Annotated in this window: 16 protein-coding genes and 5 pseudogenes; 7 read left to right on the top strand and 14 right to left on the bottom strand. The window is 63.1% G+C overall.

Annotated elements, in window-relative coordinates; genetic code table 11:
* Positions 1 to 253: 253 nt before the first annotated feature.
* The gene (locus I6F21_RS35255) at positions 254 to 1,009 is read left to right on the top strand and encodes a class I SAM-dependent methyltransferase (protein WP_225184155.1); all 756 of its coding nucleotides are present in this window, start codon (positions 254 to 256) and stop codon (positions 1,007 to 1,009) included.
* 48 nt (positions 1,010 to 1,057) lie between these two features.
* Here the strand turns inward: I6F21_RS35255 and I6F21_RS35250 are convergent, their stop codons facing one another.
* Together I6F21_RS35250 and I6F21_RS35245 are read right to left on the bottom strand one after the other, a co-directional pair.
* Positions 1,058 to 1,498, bottom strand: coding sequence for a hypothetical protein (locus tag I6F21_RS35250; RefSeq protein ID WP_225184154.1), 441 nt, complete (start codon positions 1,496 to 1,498; stop codon positions 1,058 to 1,060).
* 154 nt (positions 1,499 to 1,652) lie between these two features.
* Entirely contained in the window at positions 1,653 to 1,817 is a 165-nt protein-coding gene (locus I6F21_RS35245) for a hypothetical protein (protein ID WP_225184153.1), read from the bottom strand.
* Between the two features lie 577 nt (positions 1,818 to 2,394).
* Here I6F21_RS35245 and I6F21_RS35240 point away from each other — a divergent pair.
* Positions 2,395 to 3,099 carry a hypothetical protein gene (locus I6F21_RS35240; protein WP_225184152.1) on the top strand — a complete coding sequence of 235 codons (705 nt, stop codon included), beginning with the start codon at positions 2,395 to 2,397 and terminating at the stop codon, positions 3,097 to 3,099.
* A 25-nt stretch (positions 3,100 to 3,124) separates the two neighbouring features.
* Here the strand turns inward: I6F21_RS35240 and I6F21_RS35235 are convergent, their stop codons facing one another.
* Entirely contained in the window at positions 3,125 to 4,003 is an 879-nt protein-coding gene (locus tag I6F21_RS35235; RefSeq protein ID WP_225184151.1) for a methyltransferase domain-containing protein, read from the bottom strand.
* A 118-nt stretch (positions 4,004 to 4,121) separates the two neighbouring features.
* On the opposite strand from I6F21_RS35235, the gene I6F21_RS35230 reads away from it, so the two are divergent.
* Entirely contained in the window at positions 4,122 to 4,706 is a 585-nt protein-coding gene (locus I6F21_RS35230) for a hypothetical protein (RefSeq protein ID WP_225184178.1), read from the top strand.
* Complete coding sequence (locus I6F21_RS35225) at positions 4,706 to 4,990, top strand: hypothetical protein (RefSeq protein WP_225184150.1); 285 nt, start codon at positions 4,706 to 4,708, stop codon at positions 4,988 to 4,990. Before I6F21_RS35230 ends, I6F21_RS35225 begins: the two co-directional genes overlap by 1 nt.
* A 28-nt stretch (positions 4,991 to 5,018) precedes the next feature.
* Here I6F21_RS35225 and I6F21_RS35220 read toward each other — a convergent pair whose 3' ends face one another.
* The 3 genes from I6F21_RS35220 to I6F21_RS35210 form a co-directional block, all read right to left on the bottom strand.
* Positions 5,019 to 5,948, bottom strand: a complete 930-nt coding sequence (locus I6F21_RS35220; protein ID WP_225184149.1) for a DUF2493 domain-containing protein — start codon at positions 5,946 to 5,948, stop codon at positions 5,019 to 5,021.
* A gap of 323 nt (positions 5,949 to 6,271) precedes the next feature.
* On the bottom strand, positions 6,272 to 7,339 hold the full coding sequence (locus tag I6F21_RS35215; RefSeq protein ID WP_225184148.1) for a toprim domain-containing protein: 1,068 nt from the start codon (positions 7,337 to 7,339) through the stop codon (positions 6,272 to 6,274).
* Entirely contained in the window at positions 7,339 to 11,670 is a 4,332-nt protein-coding gene (locus tag I6F21_RS35210; RefSeq protein WP_225184147.1) for a strawberry notch family protein, read from the bottom strand. The genes I6F21_RS35215 and I6F21_RS35210 overlap by 1 nt, the downstream gene beginning before the upstream one ends.
* Between I6F21_RS35210 and I6F21_RS35205 the strand changes: the two genes are divergently transcribed.
* On the top strand, positions 11,551 to 12,336 hold the full coding sequence (locus I6F21_RS35205) for a hypothetical protein (protein ID WP_225184179.1): 786 nt from the start codon (positions 11,551 to 11,553) through the stop codon (positions 12,334 to 12,336). The two genes, I6F21_RS35210 and I6F21_RS35205, sit on opposite strands and share 120 nt — an antisense overlap.
* A gap of 42 nt (positions 12,337 to 12,378) precedes the next feature.
* Here the strand turns inward: I6F21_RS35205 and I6F21_RS35200 are convergent, their stop codons facing one another.
* From I6F21_RS35200 to I6F21_RS35170, 7 genes and pseudogenes are all read right to left on the bottom strand, one after another.
* Entirely contained in the window at positions 12,379 to 14,514 is a 2,136-nt protein-coding gene (locus I6F21_RS35200) for a ParB N-terminal domain-containing protein (RefSeq protein ID WP_225184146.1), read from the bottom strand.
* A gap of 174 nt (positions 14,515 to 14,688) precedes the next feature.
* Positions 14,689 to 14,910: pseudogene (locus I6F21_RS35195) on the bottom strand (DUF932 domain-containing protein); the annotation flags it as partial.
* 662 nt (positions 14,911 to 15,572) lie between these two features.
* Positions 15,573 to 16,022: a hypothetical protein gene (locus I6F21_RS35190; RefSeq protein ID WP_225184145.1), complete on the bottom strand. Its 450-nt coding sequence runs from the start codon at positions 16,020 to 16,022 to the stop codon at positions 15,573 to 15,575.
* A gap of 777 nt (positions 16,023 to 16,799) precedes the next feature.
* Positions 16,800 to 17,225, bottom strand: a complete 426-nt coding sequence (locus I6F21_RS35185) for a hypothetical protein (RefSeq protein ID WP_225184144.1) — start codon at positions 17,223 to 17,225, stop codon at positions 16,800 to 16,802.
* 26 nt (positions 17,226 to 17,251) lie between these two features.
* A pseudogene (locus I6F21_RS35180) lies at positions 17,252 to 17,497 on the bottom strand (ParB N-terminal domain-containing protein); the annotation flags it as partial.
* Between the two features lie 124 nt (positions 17,498 to 17,621).
* Positions 17,622 to 17,992: pseudogene (locus I6F21_RS35175) on the bottom strand (DUF2958 domain-containing protein).
* The gene (locus I6F21_RS35170) at positions 17,989 to 18,939 is read right to left on the bottom strand and encodes a zincin-like metallopeptidase domain-containing protein (RefSeq protein ID WP_225184143.1); all 951 of its coding nucleotides are present in this window, start codon (positions 18,937 to 18,939) and stop codon (positions 17,989 to 17,991) included. The pseudogene I6F21_RS35175 and the gene I6F21_RS35170 overlap by 4 nt, the downstream one beginning before the upstream one ends.
* A 546-nt stretch (positions 18,940 to 19,485) precedes the next feature.
* Between I6F21_RS35170 and I6F21_RS35165 the strand changes: the two genes are divergently transcribed.
* The gene (locus tag I6F21_RS35165; protein ID WP_249787602.1) at positions 19,486 to 19,857 is read left to right on the top strand and encodes an AbiH family protein; all 372 of its coding nucleotides are present in this window, start codon (positions 19,486 to 19,488) and stop codon (positions 19,855 to 19,857) included.
* Positions 19,760 to 19,963, top strand: a pseudogene (locus tag I6F21_RS38745) (AbiH family protein); the annotation flags it as partial. The gene I6F21_RS35165 and the pseudogene I6F21_RS38745, both read left to right, overlap by 98 nt.
* A gap of 72 nt (positions 19,964 to 20,035) precedes the next feature.
* Here I6F21_RS38745 and I6F21_RS35160 read toward each other — a convergent pair.
* Positions 20,036 to 20,140, bottom strand: a pseudogene (locus I6F21_RS35160) (transposase); the annotation flags it as partial.
* Between the last annotated feature and the right edge of the window lie 172 nt (positions 20,141 to 20,312).

Genomic DNA, 20,312 nt, shown 5'->3' with positions numbered 1-20,312 from the left:
TCAAGAACGACGAGGCGAAGGTCACATTTTCTTCGAAAACCCCGTGCTAACTGCCGCCTGGTTGTCGCGGCCGGATGTACGTCGCGGCATCACGGGAGCCCCGGCTTTCATGCCGGGGTTTTTCGTTTCCGGCGCCAGAAGCAGCTTGACTGGATAGGCTCGTCAAATGGCGCAGCCCACTGCGACAATTCGACTTGGATGCGTAATAATCATCCGGAGCAGCGCAGAGCGAAAAGCCGAATAGCAGGCACACATGGCGCAGAATATCTACGACAGTCCCGATTTCTTCGCTGGCTACAGCCAGTTGCCCCGGCAGGTGCATGGACTGGACGGCGCTCCTGAATGGCCCGCGATCCGGGCCATGCTGCCCGATCTGGACGGGAAACGTGTGGTCGATCTGGGATGTGGCTTCGGCTGGGCCTCGCGCTGGATGCGCGAGCAGGGCGCGGCCTCGGTTCTGGGTCTGGATCTGTCGCAAAACATGATCGAGCGTGCCAGGGCGGACACAGCGGACACCGCCATCGAGTATCGCATCGCCGATCTCGACACACTGGACCTCCCTGGGGCCGCTTTCGACCTCGCCTACAGCGCACTGGCCTTTCACTATGTTCAGGATTTTGGCCGCCTCGTACATGTGATCCGCAAAACGCTCGTTCCTGACGGGCATTTCGTCTTTACGATTGAGCATCCGATCTTCATGGCGGCGGCACATCCGCACTGGATTTCCGATGAGGAGGGCCGCAAAACCTGGCCGGTCAATCGATATTCCGTCGAGGGTGAACGTCGGACGGACTGGTTCGCCAAGGGCGTTCTGAAATACCACAGGACGCTTGGCACTACCCTGAACACGCTGATCGGCGCGGGCTTTCAAATTCGGCGGGTCGAGGAGTTTGCCCCGACACGCGAGCAGATTCAGCAGATGCCGCAATTGGCCGAAGAACTGGAACGTCCCATGATGCTGATCGTGTCCGCGTCCACATCGATGGCCGGTAGTGCTCCGAAGCCGTAGTAATAACCCGCCTAGTTAGGTCCTGCCGGGCCCCTCCCAGTACTGAGGTCAGCCCCGTGCCAAGCGCTGTCTTGCTGGTCCGTCTGCGGCCATTCCGGTGAAGCGAACCAAGGCGGTAATGCTGACGGCAACGGCCCCGACGGCCGCGAAAACCGTCTGCCAGGCGGGTGACGACATCGCCATCTGGGCAATTCCATGTGTCGCGCTGTAACCAGCGACGGTGGCGGGCGCGACATAGAGGAGGATGATCAAGAGTCTAAGCCAAGTCCATGACACGAAGGCGAGCGCGAGTTGGCCAACGCCAATGGTCACACCGCCCGCCAAGAGCCCTGCTGCAGCGCCGCCGAGCACTCCGGCGCCGGCGTCGAAGGCCCAGGTGCCGATCATCAGGCCAACGAAGAAAGGCAGTGCAAAAACAGCGAGCGTGAACAGCAACCAGCAGAAGAAGCCGATGCCAACGAGGACAAGCAGTGGTCCAAAGATGATCATGGTGGTGGTCTCCGTGAGATAAAGGTCTGACGGTCGCGCCTTCCACCACCACCACCACGGCGCAATCGACAGCATAGCCAAAAACGGCGGCGACGGTGAGCGGAAATCCGAAAGGACCTCCGCTCACCGGCCAGCGATCTGAACCGCCCCTTCGTCATTGGAACGGATCGAATTCGTAAATCACGGCGGCCGGATCGCCGTCGTATTCGGTGGCGTGCATGACGCCGTATCCGCCCATGCCGGTGCGGAAGATAACGACGCAGACCATGAGGGTGGTGGCGAGGTTCCATGCGTTGGCGCAGGCAAGGCTTTGAGACATCGGTCCGGCTCCTGTTCTGAGGCGGGGACCATCCCCGCGCGACAGGCGCCCGATGAATCCGGGCGTGGGCCGCAATCACCGCGCAGGCGAAGACGAAGCGGCGGCACGCTTCAGCGTAAGCCGACCCCTTGCGGGTTGATGGCGTCAGGCCTGCGGCCGGATCAAGGATCAGCGCCGAGGCAGCGGGGAGGTTTCCGCCAAACAGGAGTCCGGTTGCCGGGACTGCGCGGCTCTCGGTTGGAACGTCGTCGCCGTCAAAGTGCGGTGGCGGATCGATTAGAATGGATTGTGGATTGATGTGCAGTTGAGGAGGTTTGCATGGTGGAGTTCACAGGACGCGACCTGCCTCTGGTGAAGAAAGCGCTCGCGATCGCGGTGCAGATACTCGATAGACAGTAAGCGTTGGAGCCGCCCCCCGGCCTCCGAACATCAGCGATTGCCGCGGTAGGATTCATGAGACTTGTCCTGATATGATTCAGGAATTGCGATTCTTACGGTAGCTGACTTCCCACCTACTTCTGCAGGCCTGAGGTCGTCACGATCACTCAAGCCTCAACAAAAAACGAGGATGCCCGGCATGGGAGAGATCAATATCCCTCGCGATCAACAAAATGCCCTCGCGGCGATCGATAACAGTGAGTTGAACAGGCTTATCGGGCAAGCGGTCCGCGAGGAGCAATTGGGTGATCTGCACCGTCTTCCTCTCGCGAATTGCGGACCCTACGTTGCAAAGCAATTTCTTTATTTTGAACGGGCCTTGACGAAACACCGCGAGGCCAAGGCACCGCGAAAGCGCGCGGAAACAGAAAACACCCTCCGACGCGCGGGCACTGATTTGTCCTACGCGGTCGAGGCCATGAAGCAACGAATGGAAGAGGAACAAAAGGAGGGCCAGCTCTTTTACGTCGATGATCAGATCGTGCCGCCTTACCGCTGCGATAAGCGCCTGAGTGTCAGAGTGAGCTATCGGTGGCGGCGGACGGTCGATGACGAGTGGACGTCCGGCAGCATAACATTCATCCATGACGTAGATCTACGTCCCAACTATACGATGCCTACTCCCAAGCGAAAGCCTAGCGCCGCCAGGCGGGAGCAGGATCGGCAGATCGAGCTGTATGAAACATGGCAGCACCTGATGAGAGGAGCGCTCTATTCGGTTAGGGATTATTTCAGAGAAGGCGGCGACGGCGACAAGATTCCGCAGACATTTCAGGCGACGGTCGATTCGCATACCCGAGGGCTTAACAATTACAGCACTCGGTTCTGGAGGCAGCCGGTCTAATTTTCGAGGTGATCGAATCAGCCCATCATTTCGAAGCGGCAACATCCGCGCCGGCGGGCTCGCGTTCCAGCCAAAACCCTGCTGCTTGAAACCAGACTTTTTCTGTATCGTTAGAGCTTGGATCGCCGACGTGCAGCGCGCGAATCGGAACCTTGCCAGACGGCAGGCCTTCGAGCGCGGCATGCAGACGTTTTCCCGCCTCCTCGTCGCGGCCACCTATGCATGGATAAATTGAGACGGCACCAATCGAAGCGGCCTCGAACCGTCTTCGACGCCGGACTACGCGAAGAAGAAAGCCCTTCCAAGATTCGTCGCTCAGCGGCACCAGAAGCCGGCCGCCTTCGGCCAGGCGATCGAGCCAAAGGCGGGATGGATGGGTCGATCCGGCGAAGACGATGATGACGTCAAGTTCACCAACGTCTACCGTCCGGCCGTCGCCTGAGATGACATCGACCTGCGGCCAGTTCACGAGGTTCGCTCGGGCCTGCGAGGCCAGCATCGGGTCGGTTTCAACTGCTGTCACGCGACCAGTGGACCCGACAATCTCGGCCAACACCGCCGAATAGTATCCGGTTCCGGCACCAACCTGGAGCACGCGCTCGCCGCGCGCAATGTCGAGATGCTCAAAGTTGCGCGCCCAGAAGCTGGGCATCCCATTGTTAAGGTTGCGGCTCGCATCGATCGTCACGAGAACGTCATGATAGAGCCAGCGCAGGTCGGTATCGGGGGTCAGGAATGCATCGCTGTACGGCTCCGAGATGATGCGCCACGGTCCGGGACCGACAAATTTCTCGCGTGGAACAGACGCGAATGCCTCGATCAGCTGGGGGTTACGCAGGACGGGGACCTTGAATCGCAAATCTTCTGCATACCAGCGGCGCGCAGCTGCCATCGTATCGTCCATGAAAGCTTTCCTGTTACGATACAGACGATGCGTCTGATGTCCGCCAGCGCAGACACGTCAAAAAATATTCTCATCCGATGTCCGCACTGGGCCCGGTGAAGCGCATATTGGTGTGACCATGGAAAGATTAACGATAGCTCCCAAGGCAGATGATGCGGGCGGCCGCGCGGGCGATGCCGCAGCCGCGATCGACGCATTGTCCGATCTCGAACTCGTGCGGCTAAAAGCTCTGGCGCGGTCGTGGAGCCGCGACTTGCCGGGAGGCCTCGGCTGGAGCGACATCCTCCACGAGGCGATCGCACGCGTCCTCGATGGCTCGCGCCCCTGGCCACCCGACGTTCCCATTTTGGCGTTTCTGTCGGGTGTCATGCGCAGCATCTGCAACGACCATTGGCGGCGTGCGCGGCTCGAGCAAAGGCTACTTGTGAGCCGCGATGATCCGGACCAGAGAAGTTTCCCCGATGATGAGGGCGATGAGGTGCCCGATCCGGAGCGGGTCTTGGCCGCCGCACAGATGTTGGCCAACATCTATCGGCTGTTCAAAGCCGATCCGCTGGCGCTGAAGATCATCGCCGGCATGGCTGATGGCCTGGCGGCCAGGGAGATCTGCAAGATCCACGATATATCCGAGCTCGACTACGACACGACGCGACGGCGGATGCGACGCGCTCTGCTGCGCGATCAACGGAACTGGAGCAAGTGATGACACGCTGGCATCCGACTGGCGATCTGGCCCGCCTGCTCCAAGCGCTGAGCGAGGAAATCCTTGCCGCGAGTGATGAGGAGGTACGGCAGACCTCCGGCTTGCAAGGATGGACAACCGCCAACACCGCCCTCGAGGTCAGAGAGGTGATCAATGCCGCGCGCGGGGACGAGAGTGGGAGCCTTAATCAAAATTGTGATCTGAACGAAGATCTGAGCGGACCTGGTGCCAGGCTGCGGCCAGCGCGTCGGGTCCGCGGCCCGTTTCACAATCAGCGGCATTGAGCGAGCCGGACGCAATTTGCGGCAGCGCTCACGCGCCGCCGAATTTCCAGACCGCGATGCCTAGCTTCTTGGCCTTGTCGGCGAGATTGTCCTGGATCCCGGTGCCGGGGAAGTGCATCACGCCGATCGGCAGCGTCTCCAGCATAGCATCGTTGCGTTTGAACGGAGCCGCCTTGGCATACTTCGTCCAGTCGGGCTTGAAAGCGATCTGCGAGACCTTGCGGTTGTCGGCCCATTTGGCAGCGATCAACTCGGCACCCTTGGGCGATCCGCCGTGCAGCAGCACCATGTCGGCATGCTTGGCGTGCACCTGGTCAAGCTTGGCCCAGATCAAACGATGATCGTTGAAGTCGAGACCACCAGTCAGCGCGACTTTCGGGCCGGGTGGCAGGAGCACCTGATTGTCGGCGCGCTTCTTCGCGGCGAGGAAATCGCGGCTGTCGATCATCGCGGAGGTCAGATTGCGGTGGTTGACCTTTGATCCGTTGCGCGGCCGCCAGGCGGAATGAGTGTGGCGTTCGAACTCGTCGGCGGCCTGGTCGCGCATCAGCTCGAAGGCGTTGCGTCGCTCGATCAATGTCTTCCCTTCCGCCGTCAGACGCTCCAGCTCGACGGATTTGATTTCGCTGCCGTCCTGCTCCCGCTGCGAGCGCTGCTGGGCCAGCTCGTTATCGTCGAGCTCGCGCTCGATCCTGTCGATCGCACGATGGAAGACGTTTACCATCGACCAGAGCAGGTCTTCGAGGTCAGGTTCGAGGCGGGTGTCAGACAGCGCCACCACGAGAGCGTCGAAGATAGCGGAGATGCTGCCGGAAAGGATCTGTGCTTCGGGAAGCGGCCGCGGATCGGGCTCATCGTGGAAGGGACGGTAGCCGTAGAGCTGGAGTTCCTGGAGGACGTGATCGGTTGGGGATGAGTTGTGGTGTGGCTCGAAGTCGTTGTCGTGGTCGGTGGTCATTGCGGCTTTCCTCGCCGGATCGACCGCGCCCATCGCGGCCTTCATGGCGACGAAGGCGGCAGGCGGAACGGACTTGCACCCGCAGCGAAGCGAAGGGCCGAAGCGGAGCGGAGGACCGAAGGGAGCCGACTATTTTGCCTCGCGATGTAAAGGCGGCCCTGCCGCCGACGGAAAATAGTCGGCCCACAAGGTTGCCGGTCCGGGCCGCTTGCCGCCCGATCGCCCTCTCAGAAGGCCGTGGGGCGGTCCTCTCCGGCGCTGGGAGGAAGCATGATCACGGATCTCGCGCAGACGAAGCGGCCGCGTCGCCCTCCCCGTTCCGGCTATGCCGCCAGCTCCATGAAGCGCGCGACGTCCTGTGCCGCGATCTGCACGCGGCTCGCGGCCCGAAGGGCATCAAATCCGAGCAGGCGGAGATCCTCGTTGAAGTCGCCAAGGCGCGGCGAGATCACGATTGCTTCGATCCCGGCCTCCTGCGCCCGATCGATCAAGGTCGCCATGGCGCCGCTACCTGCAGGATCGTCGTCGCGGGCGATATAGAGCCGGCGGAGCGTGTCCGGAAAGAGGATGGCGGAGAGATGCGCCGCCGAGAGGGCTGCGACCATCGGCATGGTCGGCAGGACGCTGCGGAGCGACAGCATCGTCTCGATGCCCTCGCCGGCCGCCATGACTTCGCCGGCTACGCCAAATCGAACGGCGTGACCAAGCAGGTCGCCCATCGCCCGTTTCGGCGTGTCGATCCGCGCCTTGCCGAGCGTCCTCTCGCTGAAACCACCGGGGTCGAGCCAGGTGCGATGCGCGCCGGTCAGATGGCCTGAGAGGTCGGTGACGGCGGCGATCATCGCCGGCCAGGTCTCGGTCGGGCTGTGGTCGTCGGGCCGGTAGTAGCAACGTGGGTGAAAACGCAGACTTCCGGTTTCGTGCAAAGCCGTAATGCCGCGATTGCGAAGATACGCTTCTGCGAGTGTGCCTGCGATCGACCGCGACATGCTAAGCAGCCGCCGCGCCGCCTCCGGCGATCCGAGCGGTACGGGGGATGTTCGCGACCGGAGGCGATTTGGCTCGGGCTCCGGTTCTGGACGCGGCAGACTCAGAAAGCGTCGTGCCTCATTGGCGACATCGCGAAACCTGGTGAGACCGCAGCTTTCGCGGATGACGTCAAGGAGATCGCCATGTTCGGCCGAGGCGGCATCTCGCCAATGCCCGGCCGCGCCAGGACCGGAGTCCGGTCCGCTGAGCCGGACGAACATCGACCGCCCGGGCGTATTGCGGACGTCGCCCACCGTCCAGTAGCGGCCTTGGCGTCTTCCTTTGGACAGGTAATGGCGGCACACTGCCTCGGCCTCACGCGCGAGACGGCGAGCCAGTTCGGACGCGTTGTCGCGGGCCATCAGGCGGCTTCCCGCTCACTGACGCGCGCGACCGGATAATGGTCGAGCACCTTTGCCAGCACCGCGGCACCAGTCTCATTGGTCGGCACGAACATGCGCAGCTTCCACGAGATGATCTCGCTGAAGAGGCCGTAGGCGCGCAGCCGGTCACGCATCGCATCGGTGAAGCCCGCCAGTTCGATCCGATGGGCGCCCATTACGCGGACACGACGGAGCTGGAGATCCTCGGCGAGGTCGAGGACGGCGCGCCCCTCCATCAGCGCCGAGAAAGCCTCGTGTGGGGTCAAGTTGGCGGCGCTGGTCGCACACGCATTCGCCGCCCAGGCTGGCGAGACCCTGCGACCGATGATGCGTTCGCCATCGTCGGTCTGGAGTCGATAGACCCGGGTCGATTCATTCGGAAGGCGCTTCCAAATCGGCAACAGCAAGCCAGCGACGATGTGGAGGGTGCTCTCAGCGAACTCGGGGACCTCGACGACTTCGCTGTTCCATGCTGCTGCGAACGTCTCGCGCTCCGCAGGCTGCCAGTGGCTCTCGTCCATCATCTTCATCGAAACATGATGGTGCTCCATGGGGCGGACTAAGCGAACGCGGCGTTCGATCTCGCCGTCATCGAGCATGAAGCTCGGCGCCGGAATCTGCACCGCGGCACGCCCCGAGCGCGCGTTGAGCAGCAGCACCGCCTGAGGATCGGCGAGATAATCGAGCGCTTGATCCAGCGTCATGGGGTGATTGCGCCGGCGTTCGGTGATCGTGAGCAGCCGGGTTTCCGCGCCGGTCGCGGGATGCGTATAGATCGGGTGCCGATCGGTGACGACGAAGCTGTCAGCCTGCAGGGTCTCCAGGCCGATGTCGTGGACGCCGCTGGCGATGGCGCCCTCGACCTTGGCGTTCAGCAATTGCTCAAAGGCCGTGAACAGCAAACCTTGCAGGTCGATGGTCAGCGCGAGCAGCCGGTTCAGGAACGTCGTGATCGGCGGCAGCTCGTCCTTGATGCCATTCTCGTCCACGAGCTTCAGGCCCGTGGCGTCCTCGAAGGTTTGGAGCGAGCAGCCTTCAACCTTGCCGCGCACGAGCAGCAGGTAGAGCTGGCGCAGCGCATCGCGGGCGTAGTGGCTCTCAAGATTGTCCTCGGGCCGGAACAGGCCCTGGCCGCCAGTCTGGCGCTGGCCGCGCGTTATCGCGCCCAGCGTGTCGAGCCGGCGCGCAATGGTCGAGAGGAAGCGCTTCTCCGCCTTGACGTCGGTCGCAATGGGGCGGAACAGCGGTGGTTGCGCCTGGTTGGTGCGGTTCGTTCGACCGAGACCCTGGATCGCGGCATCGGCCTTCCAGCCCGGCTCGAGCAAATAATGGACGCGGAGCCGGCGATTCCGCGCCGAGAGTTCGGCGTGGTAGCTGCGGCCGGTGCCGCCAGCCTCCGAGAAGATAAGCACGCGCTTTGCGTCATCCATGAAGGCGGCGGTCTCTGCGAGATTGGCGGAGGCCGAACGGTTCTCGACGGCAAGGCGGGCCCCCTTGCGCACCACGCGCCGCGAACGTCCCGTCACTTCGGCCACGAGGTCCGTGCCAAAACGCTGCACGATCCGGTCGAGCGCGCCGGGAACGGGCGGGAGCGAAGCGAGTCGTTCGATCAGCTCATTGCGGCGGGCAACCGCCTCGCGGCTCTCGACCGGCTGGCCATCACGGAAGACAGGCCGGGACGAGAGATTGCCGTCGCCGTCAGTGAAGGGCTCATAGAGCTGCACTGGGAAGGAATGGGCGAGGTAATCCAGCACGTACTCGCGCGGCGTGATGTCCACGCGCACGTCATTCCATTCCTCAGGTGGGATTTCGGCGAGCCGCCGCTCCATCAGCGCCTCGCCGGTCGACACGATCTGGACGACGGCAGCATGGCCCTCGGCCAGATCCCGCTCGATCGAGCGGACCAGGGTCGGCGTCTTCATGCTGGTGAGCAGATGGCCGAAGAAACGCTGCTTGGCCGATTCGAAGGCCGAGCGCGCGGCCGACTTCGCCTGACGGTTGAGCGTGCCGGTCTCGCCGGTGATGTTGGCGGCCTGCATCGCCGCGTCGAGGTGATTGTGGATGATGGCGAACGCGCCGGCATACGCGTCATAGATGCGGCGCTGCTCGTCGGTGAGCTGGTGCTCGACGAGCTCGTATTCTACGCCGTCGTAGGAAAGCGAGCGGGCGGTATAGAGGCCGAGCGAGCGAAGGTCGCGGGAGAGCACCTCCATCGCCGCGACGCCGCCCTCCTCGATCGCCTCGACGAACTCGGCGCGCGTGGCGAACGGAAAATCCTCGCCACCCCACAGACCGAGCCGCTGGGCGTAGGCGAGATTGTGGACCGTGGTGGCGCCGGTCGCCGAGACATAGACGACCCGGGCATTGGGCAGCGCATGCTGAAGGCGCAAGCCGGCACGCCCCTGCTGTGAGGGCGCGACATCGCCACGCTCGCCCTTGCCGCCACCGGCATTCTGCATGGCATGGCTCTCGTCGAAAATGATGACGCCGTCGAAGTCGGAGCCCAACCATTGAACGATCTGCCGGACGCGCGAAAGCTTCTCGCCGCGGTCGTCGGACCGCAGCGTAGCGTAGGTTAAAAATAGGATACCTTCGGCCAAGCGGATGTCGCGCCCCTGAGGGAACCGCGAGAGCGGCGTGACCGACAGACGCTCCATGCCGAGCGCCGACCAGTCGCGCTGCGCGTCCTCGAGCAGCTTGTCGGATTTCGAGATCCAGACCGCCTTGCGCCGGCCCTGCAACCAGTTGTCAAGAATGATGCCGGCGGACTGGCGGCCCTTGCCGGCGCCGGTCCCGTCGCCGAGCATGAAGCCGCGACGGAAACGGACGGCGTTCGGTGCGTCGTCTCGGGCGGCCGTGACGAGGTCGAAGGTCTCGTCAACCGTCCAGGCGCCGGCGAGGTGGTTGCCATGCGCCTCCCCGGCATAGATGACCGTCTCAAGTTGGGCGTCGGACAGGAGACCGTCACTGACAAGGTTGGCCGGCAGGCGCGGCCGATAGCTCGGCTTCGGCGGCGCGACCGAGGCCATCGCGGCCGACTGCACCAACTTGGTCGGATGCGCCTGCGCGCCGTGGATCCGGATCGATTGCAGCCGGTATTCCTCGTAAATGGCGTCGCTGAGGCGCGCCTCCTCGGGCGGCGTCCAATCGAATGTCTCATAGGCGAGGTCGACGGCCTCGGGATCGGCGACCGACGCCTTGGCCAACTGCGCGGCGGACCGCCCCAGATAGCCGCGCACCGTGCGAGGTACTGGCGAGGCTGACATGGGAAGTGTGGCGGTTGATGCGACGATCAGGCGAGGTGGAACGTGCTCGCCGATCCAGCGGAGCAGCGTCGCAACATCGGGCGCTATTCCCGGCGACTCCGGGAAAGCGTGCGCGTCATCGGCCGGCGCCTTGTCGATGACGGTGAGGCGCGTTTCGATCGTGGTGCCGTGCTTGGCATAGACCGCGCCGGCGATGGCGGCAGTGAACACCACGCGGCCTCGTTCCTGCAATCGGGCGAAGGCATCGCGCCAGGCTGAGGCTTCGGGTGAGAAGTTTGCGCCAGTGATCGTGACCAGCCGGCCACCATCGGCGAGCCGCGCCAGCGCCGAGGCGATGTGCCGGTACGCAGTGTCGGCCATGCGGCCGGAGACGTTCGCCATCGCCGAGAACGGCGGGTTCATCAGCACGACACTCGGGACCACCGTGGGATCGAGGTGATCGTCGATCTGGGCGGCGTCGAAGCGCGTGACGGAAATGGCCGGAAAGAGGGAAGAGAGCAACATGGCCCGGCTGTCGGCCAGTTCGTTCAGCACGAGCCCGCTGCCGGCGATTTCGGCGAGGATGGCGAGCAGCCCGGTGCCTGCGGACGGCTCCAGCACGCGATCCGCCGGCGTAATGGCGGCCGCGGTCAGCGCAGCCAAGCCAAGCGGAATTGGGGTCGAGAATTGCTGGAAAGTCTCGCTCTCGGCAGAGCGGCGCGTCTGAGTCGGCAGCAGCCTCGCGATCTTGTCCAAGGCGGAAAGTCGTGAAGCCGCAGAATCGGCTTTGCGGAACAGCGCCTTTCCGTATTTGCGCAGGAACAGGACGGTGGCGACCTCACAAGCGTCATGGGCCATCTTCCAATCCCACGCGCCCGTCGCATCGGATGCACCGAAGGCCCCTTCCATGGCGGCGCGGAGGATTGCGGCGTCGACACGTCGACCATGCTCAAGATGAGGGAGAAGCTCACGCGCAGCAGCGATGACGGCGCTGGCGCCCTCGGCGGCGCGAGCAGGCGAGATCAGGGCGGCATCGTCGGCCGCAGTCGAGAAAAGGTGGTTCATGAGGGGGAGCCTGAAGGAGAGCGAGAAGGAGCGAGCCGGCAGCGCTCTCTCGGACCGGACCGGCTCAAACCCCTCCCGGCCCGGCTCTCACTCTCTGCCCGATGCCTTGAAACGCTGCGGGCAGCACATTATCTTCGCTGCGTCAGGGTCGCTGCGCGCTCGCGCAGCAAGAACCGCTTGTGGCGCGAGCCTCAAGAGCTGAACGGCTTGGTCAACAGGCTGCCGCTGACCTGCTCCCGCGCGTTTGCGCAGGGCGCGGGTCTCGGCATGCGGTTCACGAGTCCCGACAAGACCATCGAACCGCTTCACGCAATGAAGGAGGATTTGATGGCTCAGATTCTGAAGTTTCCCACCAAGAAGATCGAACCGGTCACCGTTCGCAGCGGGAGCAAGCACCGTATCAGCGTCGAAGTGCTCGATGATGTTCGGCCGCGGCGCACGCGCTGGAGGGTTCAGTTCGAGATCCAGGAAGCGGCAGGGTTGGCTGCTTTGAAAGGCTTTACCGATCGCGCCGTAGCCCAGGGCTATCGACATCGCTTCGAAGTCAGCAGCACTGGGGCGGTACGGCGGTTCGTGGCGGAAACCTCCGGCCTCGTCGCCGCCGGCAGGATCGCGATCTGGATCGACGGCTTGCGGGTGCAGCCGAGGGTGGCTCGTAGCGCATAAGATAAGGGCTGGGGCGAAAGTCGTCGCCCCAGCCCAGTGTTTCTACTCGGCGGCGACCATGTGCGGCTCGTCCGCCTGATCGGCTGGAGTTTCCTCGTCGTCGCCGGCGAGGAATTCCGGCAGCGCCTCGCCCTCGGACTCCGGGGCGTCGACGGTCGCCACCTGGTCGGCGTCGGCCATTCGCAGGGGCTCGGGCAGCCAGCCGCTCTCGGCCAGGAGCCGTTCGGCCTCCTTGGCCATGTCGCCCTTCTTCAGATGGTCGATAAGCTGCGCGGCCCGCTCGCCGGCACCCTCGCGCACGGCCTCCAGGATGCGGCGCTTTGGCACCCGGCCGAGATAGTTCTCGACGGTCGGGCGCCAACCGGACGCGACCATATCGAGGTCGACGGCGAGGGCGATGCGATCGGCATCCGCGATCCGCTGCTCGACGGCGTGCGGCGTGACGCCACCGCCGTAGCGGTCACCCTTCTCGTAGAGCGCGTTGACGCCGAATGAGGCGCAGTGCGCAAAGAGCGCCGCCTGCTCGTCGCCGGTCAACCCGGTGAGCCAGTCCCAGAGACCGGCTTTGTCCTTCGGCAGGCGCTCCTCCCACGTCTTGTGGCGCGCGTCGATCGCCTTGGCCGCCGGCGTGTCCTTTAACCCTTGCGCCTGCACCGGGAAACTCGCGCTGCGCACGGAGACCTCCATCGCCGAACCAAAGGAGGAATAGCGGGAGAACACGTCCAGGCAAAATTTGTGCAGCACCGCCTGGAAAGCGACCGAAGGCGTGATCGCCAGCTTGTCGCGCAGCGCCAGCGTCCGCTCCGCCGTGAGCTCGGTCAGAAGACGGTCCGGCAGCGGCTTCACCGCATCGTCATCCTCGTCCTCGGGCTCCGCAACCTGCTCGCCGATGGTGATGACGGCGCGCTGGATAACGGGCGCTGATGGGTCGGCGCCGTCCAGGGCCGCGGCATCGGGTTCGCTGCTCCTGGCCTGCTCTGGTTCGGACACGGGCACTTCGTCCTCGGGTCGGACGTAGCCGCGATCAATCAAGAGCGTGCCTTCGGCGTCTATGCCGACGAACGCGCCCGCGCGGGCGATGTCGGCCGGCTGATAGATGACGGGTCGATCGTTGAAGACGCCGAGAGCCGTCTCAATTTCGCCAAGGCGCTGGTCAACCTCATCGGGAAGCTCATCCGCGCCATCATGCTCAGCTTCGAGCCTTGCATATTCGGCCTCGAGCGCCTCGATGGTTGCTTGCTCTTCGGCGGTGAGATCGGCGGATACGCCGTCCAGCTCGCGCAAGCCACGAGTATGGCCGTAAGGGAAGTCGATCGCGACCTCGATCCACTTCCAGCCTTCGGCGGCGATCGTTTCCGCCTCCGCCTTCAGTTTCTCGGCGACCAGACAGTCGAGCAGACCGACGTCCTCGAGCCAGCCGCCATCGTCGGACTGGAACAGGTCGCGTAGCACCACGCCGCCAGCGGCCTCGTAGGTGTCGATGCCAACAAATATGGCGCGCCTGTCGGAGGCGCGTACGGTCTTCTCCGTCAACATGCGGCGGATCTGATAGGGCTCCTTTTGCCAAGAGCCGGAGATCGCCTGCCAGACCTGCTCCTGGCGGCTGTGATCCGCGGTGACCGTGAAAGCCATCAACTGCTCGAGCGACACGCCATCGTCGGCATAAACGTCGAGCAGCGCGGGTGAGACCGCGGCGAGGCGCAAGCGCTGCTTCACAACGTTGACGGAGGTGAAGAAGGCAGCGGCGATGTCCTCCTCGGACTGCCCCTTCTCGCGCAAAGCCAGGAACGCTCGGAACTGGTCGAGCGGATGCAGCGGCGCCCGCTGAATATTCTCCGCAAGCGAGTCGTCCTCGGCGAGAATGGTGGTTGCCGGATCGCGTACGACACAAGGCACCGGCGCGGTCTTGGCCAGGCGCTTCTGCTTCACCAGCAGCTCCAGCGCACGGTAGCGCCGTCCGCCGGCCGGAATCTCGAACATGCCGGTCTCGACGCCCTCGGCGTCGAGGACCGGCCGGACGTTGAGGCTTTGGAGCAAGGTGCGCCGGGCGATGTCCTCCGCCAGCTCTTCGATGGAGACGCCGGCCTTCACGCGCCGGACATTCGACTGGCTCAGCACCAGCTTATTGAAAGGAATGTCGCGCGAGGACGACAGGGTGATCTTCTGAACGTTAGCCATGGGTGATACTCCGCGACGGGCGACCCAAAGACTCTCTTTGGTCCTCCAACCCGTCACGAAGCGCAGCGCCGCCCTCTTCCTCTCAAGGGCCGCGCCGCAAACCGACGATCAGGAGAAACGGAAAGGCACGAAGCCGCCAGACACGCCATTCCGCATCTTTCGGCTTTACGGGTTTCAGGCTGCGCGCTCGAGCAGCTTCTTCGCGCGCGCCTCCAGATCAAGTCGTGCGTCCTGATGGGTCTTGCCCCGCGCAACCGCTGTGATGCCTTGCACGAAGTCGAACACGCTCTCGGGCTTGCGCCCTTCCTCGGATAGCACCCTTTCGATGATCTTCGCTGTCTCGGTTTTCGAGAAGCCGCGCTTGCGCAGGAACTCGTTGCGGTCGTCGTCGGTGCGGGTCCGGCTTCGCTCGGTCCGTCCGCGCACAGAGCCATAGAGGTCCGACAGCGACAGATAGCGCTCGTCCGCTGGCCTCGAGAACCACTCCGACGATACTCGGCCAACGCGCGTCCCGCGGGTCACGTCCACCTTGTAGCCACCCACGCGATCGCGGCCGGCGCTCAAAACTTCGACTTGGGTCATGTCATCTCCACGACAGGCGCCGGAGGCCTCTCCTCCGTTCTTCAACCCGTCGCGGCGAAGCCCGTCCGCCCTCTCACTCTAAGGGGGCGTTGCGGGGTTCTCCCCGCAGAAGGGGGCGGCCGAGACCACAGGCTCGGGCGCAGGGGAAGGCTTTCCCCTCAACGGCCTTCCGGCATTCAGGATGTCATCGGAGCAACAGGTCGCGTAACCCGATGGATCTGCTCGGAAAGTCTAGTGCACCGCAAACGAGGCGAACGGAAAATTGGGTCTCAGTTTGCGGGTACTTCCACCATTTCCATACGGCAGCTTGACTTGATGTCCCGTACACCGTCAGAACGATCCTTCAGAGATCACCACGTCAGCGATTGAAACGAAAATGACGCTCGATATCAGGGGCAGCATCAAAAATACGAAGATTAGCTCGAACCCGTATGTTGTTTTCGAGGAACTGATCTCAAATGCGATCGACTCATTCCTCACCGATCGATGCCGATCGCGGTAAAGCAGTCCTCGAGCGTGTAGTTCTCGTCAACGGCGTCATGCATTCTCGACGCTGATATCCCAGCGTGCAACGCTCTCCTCAACAGCGTCAAAACTTCGCTGTCGTGTTCTTCGCAGTAGAACTTCAAGCGCATGCGGCCGCGAACCAGATAACAGTCTCGCATGCCCGGGTCCCGATCGTCGGCGCGCTCAACGGCTGCGTACCTTGGGACATCTCGAATGTCGGGAGGCAGGCGCTCGCCATCCTCCGAAAAGCGAGGAACAGAGGCCATCAGAACGGCGTCCTGAACCCGACCGATGCCGAATTTTCTGATCCAGTCTGCGAACGCTTCGTTCCAGCCGGGACCGAGAAACCCACAAACCTTATGCTCGCACATTTCACGCAATTGCCGCGCTGCGGGCTCACCTACAAAATCCGAGCTCATGGTTCGCCCACCTGTGGATGAACGGTTCGAATCAGGTGAGAATCCTACGCCCCGCTGTCTCCTAAGATCCAGCTATCTCCCGGAAGTACCTGCATTAAAAATATTTGTTCAGATGGCGGCATTAGGATTGCAAGGCACCAGTGGATAGTGGGGAAAGTGATTCGGAACGTGGCGTCATCACGCGAATCACAAATATGCTCAGCTCATCTCGTTGCCGGTCAGCGGGCCGATGCACCGCCCAGTTAGCGGGCCGATGCTCCACCTTCTGGTGGTCCGATGCACCGCATGGTGAGCGGGGCCGATGTACCGCGCGATGTCAAACGAGAGGGCCCCGTCCGGTTCGCCGGACGGGGCCTCTTATTGGATGTGACGGTGCTGTGCCGCCGCGACCACGAGCGATAGCGTGAAGTTTGCGAGGTGCGTCGCGTAATTTATCGCCTTCTCGCCCTTCGCTACTTGCCGTTGGCGGTAGCGATCAATGACCGGTGAGCGGCGCGCGCGGGTCGCCAGGACTGCGATACTTCCGAATCCGCAAGCCCCCATGAATGTCCCGATCAGCTCATCGCGGTTTCGCAGCGCTCCGGCGGAATGAAAAAGAAAGCAGCCCGCCGGCGCGTACATCCGGCGCCGGCGGGCTGGTGCTGGCCCGGTCACCGCCAGGAGTGACGGCTCGGACTGCCGGGTTTTTTTGCGACACTCACTGGCTCGTCGCTCCTCGCCCATGCAGACGCGAGGAATGTGGCGCGGGCGAGGAGCATCCAACGCCCGCGCGCAATCTCATTGCGCCCCTGAGTTGGCGAGAGCTGCCTCCGACTGGCGACGCCGCAGCTCTGCGCGGAATTCCTGAGCGACCTTTGTGCCGTCAGCGTTCGACCCAGCGTTGATCGTGATGGGCCCGGTGATGTTGACTTCCGTAGTCGAGGTTGACCCGCCGCCGCGCTCGATACCCCGCCAATCAGAGATGCCGACACGGCGGGCGCCGTGGTAGGCGCTCCAGCCATGTGCTTTGACGTCGTCGAGAGCAAATCTGATCGTCGCCCTTTCGTTCGCCGGGTCAGACGGATCAAGGCCCGTCGCTGCCCTGAATTGATCGCCCACGGCCTTGCCTCGGCCTCCCGGGGTCACGTGAACCTGATAGCTGCCAAAAGACGTTCCGCCGTCACCACTAAAACTATCGACCCCCTCGCTGCGAGCAACCATCATGGCGACATGCGGTGAGATACCGCGCTCTCCAGCGCACGGTAGCGCCGTCCGCCGGCCGGGATCTCGAACATGCCGGTCTCGGTGCCCTCGGGGTTTAGGACCGGCCGGACGTTGAGGCTCTGGAGCAAAGTACGCCGGGCAATGTCCTCAGCCAGCTCCTCGATGGAGACGCCGGCCTTCACGCGCTGGACGTTCGATTGGCTGAGCACTAGCTTGTTGAAGGGAATGTCGCGCGAGGACGATAGGGTGATCTTTTGAACGGCAGTAGCCATTGGTGTGGTCTCCGCGGCGGGCAACCGAGAGCCTCTCTCTCGATCTCCACCCCGCCGCGAAAGCCGGCGCAACCCTCGCCCTCTCTTTTCCGGCGCCTTTACTGAGTCACAGCGAAGACGCGCGTCAGTTGTTCTCCCGTTTGGCTCGCGCCGCGGCGTAGAGCACGCGCTCTGCTACCCGAATGCTGCCGGTCCGCCGCGCGGCTTCGACCCAGACCGAGATCGGAACCATGCCCTCGAAGAGAAGATCGCGCTCGATTCCCATGCCGAGCGGCAGACGGACGGCCGTCATCTCTGCCAGGCTGAACGACCCCAGTTCGGGTTCGCCGAGATCAGCCAGGCCGAACAGAGTGTCGCCGTCGGAGTCGAACTCGGTCGCAGCCAGACTCCCGCACCGAGCGGATTGAAGAATTTGACGACGGGGACGTGGTCGGTGTCAGGCCCACGGCCGTTGGCGAGTAGGCGTTCGCGCATCTCGCGAGTCATGAGGATCATGCCGCCCTCCTGTCCTTGCCGGGCTGGGCCTGGTCGTCAGCTGGCAGGAAGCCAAGAATCCAGTCGGCCGCCCTACTCGCTTGGGAGGCGGCGCGGATAACGGCGCGATTGTCCTCGCGCAGCACCTCGAGCCAGGAGCCGATGTAATCGGCATGCCGGACGGTCGGCACGATGCCGAGCGAGGCGCAGCAGAAAGCGGCGTTCATTTCCGCGATCAGCTCCTCAAATGCATACTTCTTGGTGCCGAAACTGCCGGTAAGATCACGGCCGAGTCGGGAGGCATGGCCGGTGGCATGTCCGAGCTCATGCAGGGCTGTCCGATGCCAGTTGATCGGCTCGAAATAGGCAACTGGCGGCGGTACCATGACGAAGTCTGCCTCCGGCGCGTAGAAGGCGCGATTGCCGCCAATGCGAAAGTCGATGCCGGTGGCCTGGATCAGCGCCTCGACTTGGGGCTCGATCAGGCCCGGCGGAGGCGGCGGCGCGACGATCGCCACGTCCTCGGGCAGGCCCTCGCACTGCGCCGCATTGAAGACGGTGAACCGTTTCAGGAACGAGATCGTAGCGGCTTCTTCGCCGGTCTCACGTGCGCGCCTCCTCTCGTCGCCCGGCACGAAGCGGTCGGCGTAGACGACGGTCGTGCCGTGCTCGCCCTTGCGCACGTTGCCTCCGAGCGAGAGCGCTTGGCGAAACGTAAGCCAGCTCTGGCCGGGATAGCCATGAGCGATGACGGCACCCCAGAGGATCAGGATGTTGATCCCCGAATATTGTCGGCCGGTGGCGGCGTTCTTCGGCATGGCGAGCGGCGCGGTCGCCGCAGCCGTTCCCCAAGGCTGGACCCAGGGCACGCGGCCGGCTTCCAGCTCGCCGATGATCTTATCGGTGATTTCATCATAGAGGTTCGCCCGGTTCGAGCCGGCGCGGGCCGATGTGGTCTTTCTGGGCATTGCGGATCTCCGCGACGGGTGCTGAAGGCCTTTCCTCCAGCCTGTAACCCGTCACCTCGAAACCGGTCCGCACTCTGACTCTAAGGGGGCGTTGCGGGGACCTCTCCGCAGAAGGGGTCGACCGAGACCACGGGCTCGGGCGTAGGGGAAGGCCTTCCCCTCAAGGGCGTAGTGCTGGAATTCAGGATGTCAGGATCGAAGTATTTCCGCGCCTCGGACCGTTTCGCCTGTCGATTCAGTTCACCGCAACAGTCGCAGCGCAGCAGTAGTACATCTGTGAGGTTTCCTAAATGCGCCGCGACCGGCCCGTACTAGGAAGGGAAGAGTGTCGGCCGGCACGATTTCGAACCGCACCTGACGCACGCAGGCTGTGTGGAATTGTCTCTTCGGCGCTAGCATGTATCGCCTTCTTGTTGCGTAAACGGTCGAATGATGCTCGTACAACAAAGAGGCTATGTGTGTTGGCGCATCCACTCTGTTCGGCTTGAGCAGCTGAATCGATCGAAGTCCCGGGTAGACACCGCACGCTGTTGAGAAAGATGACCTTTGAGCGAAACACTTTACATCATTGGTAATGGGTTCGATTTGCATCATGGAATTCAATCGTCGTGCAGGGCATTCGGTGAATACCTGAAGGCCGTCGACCATGCGACGTATCAGGTCGTGGAACGCTATTTCGACGTCAACGCGGCGGTTTTGGCCGAATTCGAGGCGCGGCTTGCGCACTTCGATAGTGATACGCTGATCGAGGACGCATCCGACTTCTTAGTACCTTATGGTGCCGAAGAATGGAGCGACGCCTATCACCACGACTACCAATATGAGATCGAGCAAGTCGTCGATGCGATCTCGAAGACATTGCGAGCGCTTTGGAGATTGGATCCGGCAGCTGCGCATCCCAGACGCTCCGCCAATTGAGAACCTGCGACTTCCGATTGATCCATCAGCCTTCTTCTTGAACTTCAATTATACCAGATCCTTGCAGCACCTCTACAACGTGCCGGATCAAAATATCCTGCACATTCACGGAGCGGCGAGCGACTCGCAGGGTCTGCTCGTGCTTGGACACGGCTGGGAGCCGGACGAAAATCTTGAACTGGCTGATCCCGGCATTGCGGCAGATCTCCGCCACCGCAACCCCGTCGTTGCCCTGTTTCAGGATGAACGCCTTCTGGGCGTCCGAAAATTTTGAGGCCTTCATGGTCCGTCGCTCCTCCCAGCCGAGGGGATTTACGCAGCGAGAACTCTAGAACCTATCTCAAAATTGAAGATCAGCGTCGATCGGCTATAAAGGAAAGATGATTCGGCTGACGGACGAGCAATGGGAGCGCATCCGGAAACACTTTCCGGAAGAGCACATTGCCGACGGCCGG

The organism is Bradyrhizobium sp. NBAIM03 (genome assembly GCF_020194055.1).
Classification (GTDB): domain Bacteria; phylum Pseudomonadota; class Alphaproteobacteria; order Rhizobiales; family Xanthobacteraceae; genus Bradyrhizobium; species Bradyrhizobium yuanmingense.
This window is presented reverse-complemented; position numbering and strand designations above follow the sequence as displayed.

Excerpts from the sequence above, each read along its gene's own strand:
- I6F21_RS35255 (WP_225184155.1), top strand. The coding sequence starts at position 254 with ATGGCGCAGAATATCTACGACAGTCCCGATTTCTTCGCTGGCTACAGC.
- I6F21_RS35250 (WP_225184154.1), bottom strand. The coding sequence starts at position 1,498 with ATGATCATCTTTGGACCACTGCTTGTCCTCGTTGGCATCGGCTTCTTC.
- I6F21_RS35245 (WP_225184153.1), bottom strand. The coding sequence starts at position 1,817 with ATGTCTCAAAGCCTTGCCTGCGCCAACGCATGGAACCTCGCCACCACC.
- I6F21_RS35240 (WP_225184152.1), top strand. The coding sequence starts at position 2,395 with ATGGGAGAGATCAATATCCCTCGCGATCAACAAAATGCCCTCGCGGCG.
- I6F21_RS35235 (WP_225184151.1), bottom strand. The coding sequence starts at position 4,003 with ATGGACGATACGATGGCAGCTGCGCGCCGCTGGTATGCAGAAGATTTG.
- I6F21_RS35230 (WP_225184178.1), top strand. The coding sequence starts at position 4,122 with ATGGAAAGATTAACGATAGCTCCCAAGGCAGATGATGCGGGCGGCCGC.
- I6F21_RS35225 (WP_225184150.1), top strand. The coding sequence starts at position 4,706 with ATGACACGCTGGCATCCGACTGGCGATCTGGCCCGCCTGCTCCAAGCG.
- I6F21_RS35220 (WP_225184149.1), bottom strand. The coding sequence starts at position 5,948 with ATGACCACCGACCACGACAACGACTTCGAGCCACACCACAACTCATCC.
- I6F21_RS35215 (WP_225184148.1), bottom strand. The coding sequence starts at position 7,339 with ATGGCCCGCGACAACGCGTCCGAACTGGCTCGCCGTCTCGCGCGTGAG.
- I6F21_RS35205 (WP_225184179.1), top strand. The coding sequence starts at position 11,551 with ATGCTCAAGATGAGGGAGAAGCTCACGCGCAGCAGCGATGACGGCGCT.
- I6F21_RS35210 (WP_225184147.1), bottom strand. The coding sequence starts at position 11,670 with ATGAACCACCTTTTCTCGACTGCGGCCGACGATGCCGCCCTGATCTCG.
- I6F21_RS35200 (WP_225184146.1), bottom strand. The coding sequence starts at position 14,514 with ATGGCTAACGTTCAGAAGATCACCCTGTCGTCCTCGCGCGACATTCCT.
- I6F21_RS35190 (WP_225184145.1), bottom strand. The coding sequence starts at position 16,022 with ATGAGCTCGGATTTTGTAGGTGAGCCCGCAGCGCGGCAATTGCGTGAA.
- I6F21_RS35185 (WP_225184144.1), bottom strand. The coding sequence starts at position 17,225 with ATGATGGTTGCTCGCAGCGAGGGGGTCGATAGTTTTAGTGGTGACGGC.
- I6F21_RS35170 (WP_225184143.1), bottom strand. The coding sequence starts at position 18,939 with ATGCCCAGAAAGACCACATCGGCCCGCGCCGGCTCGAACCGGGCGAAC.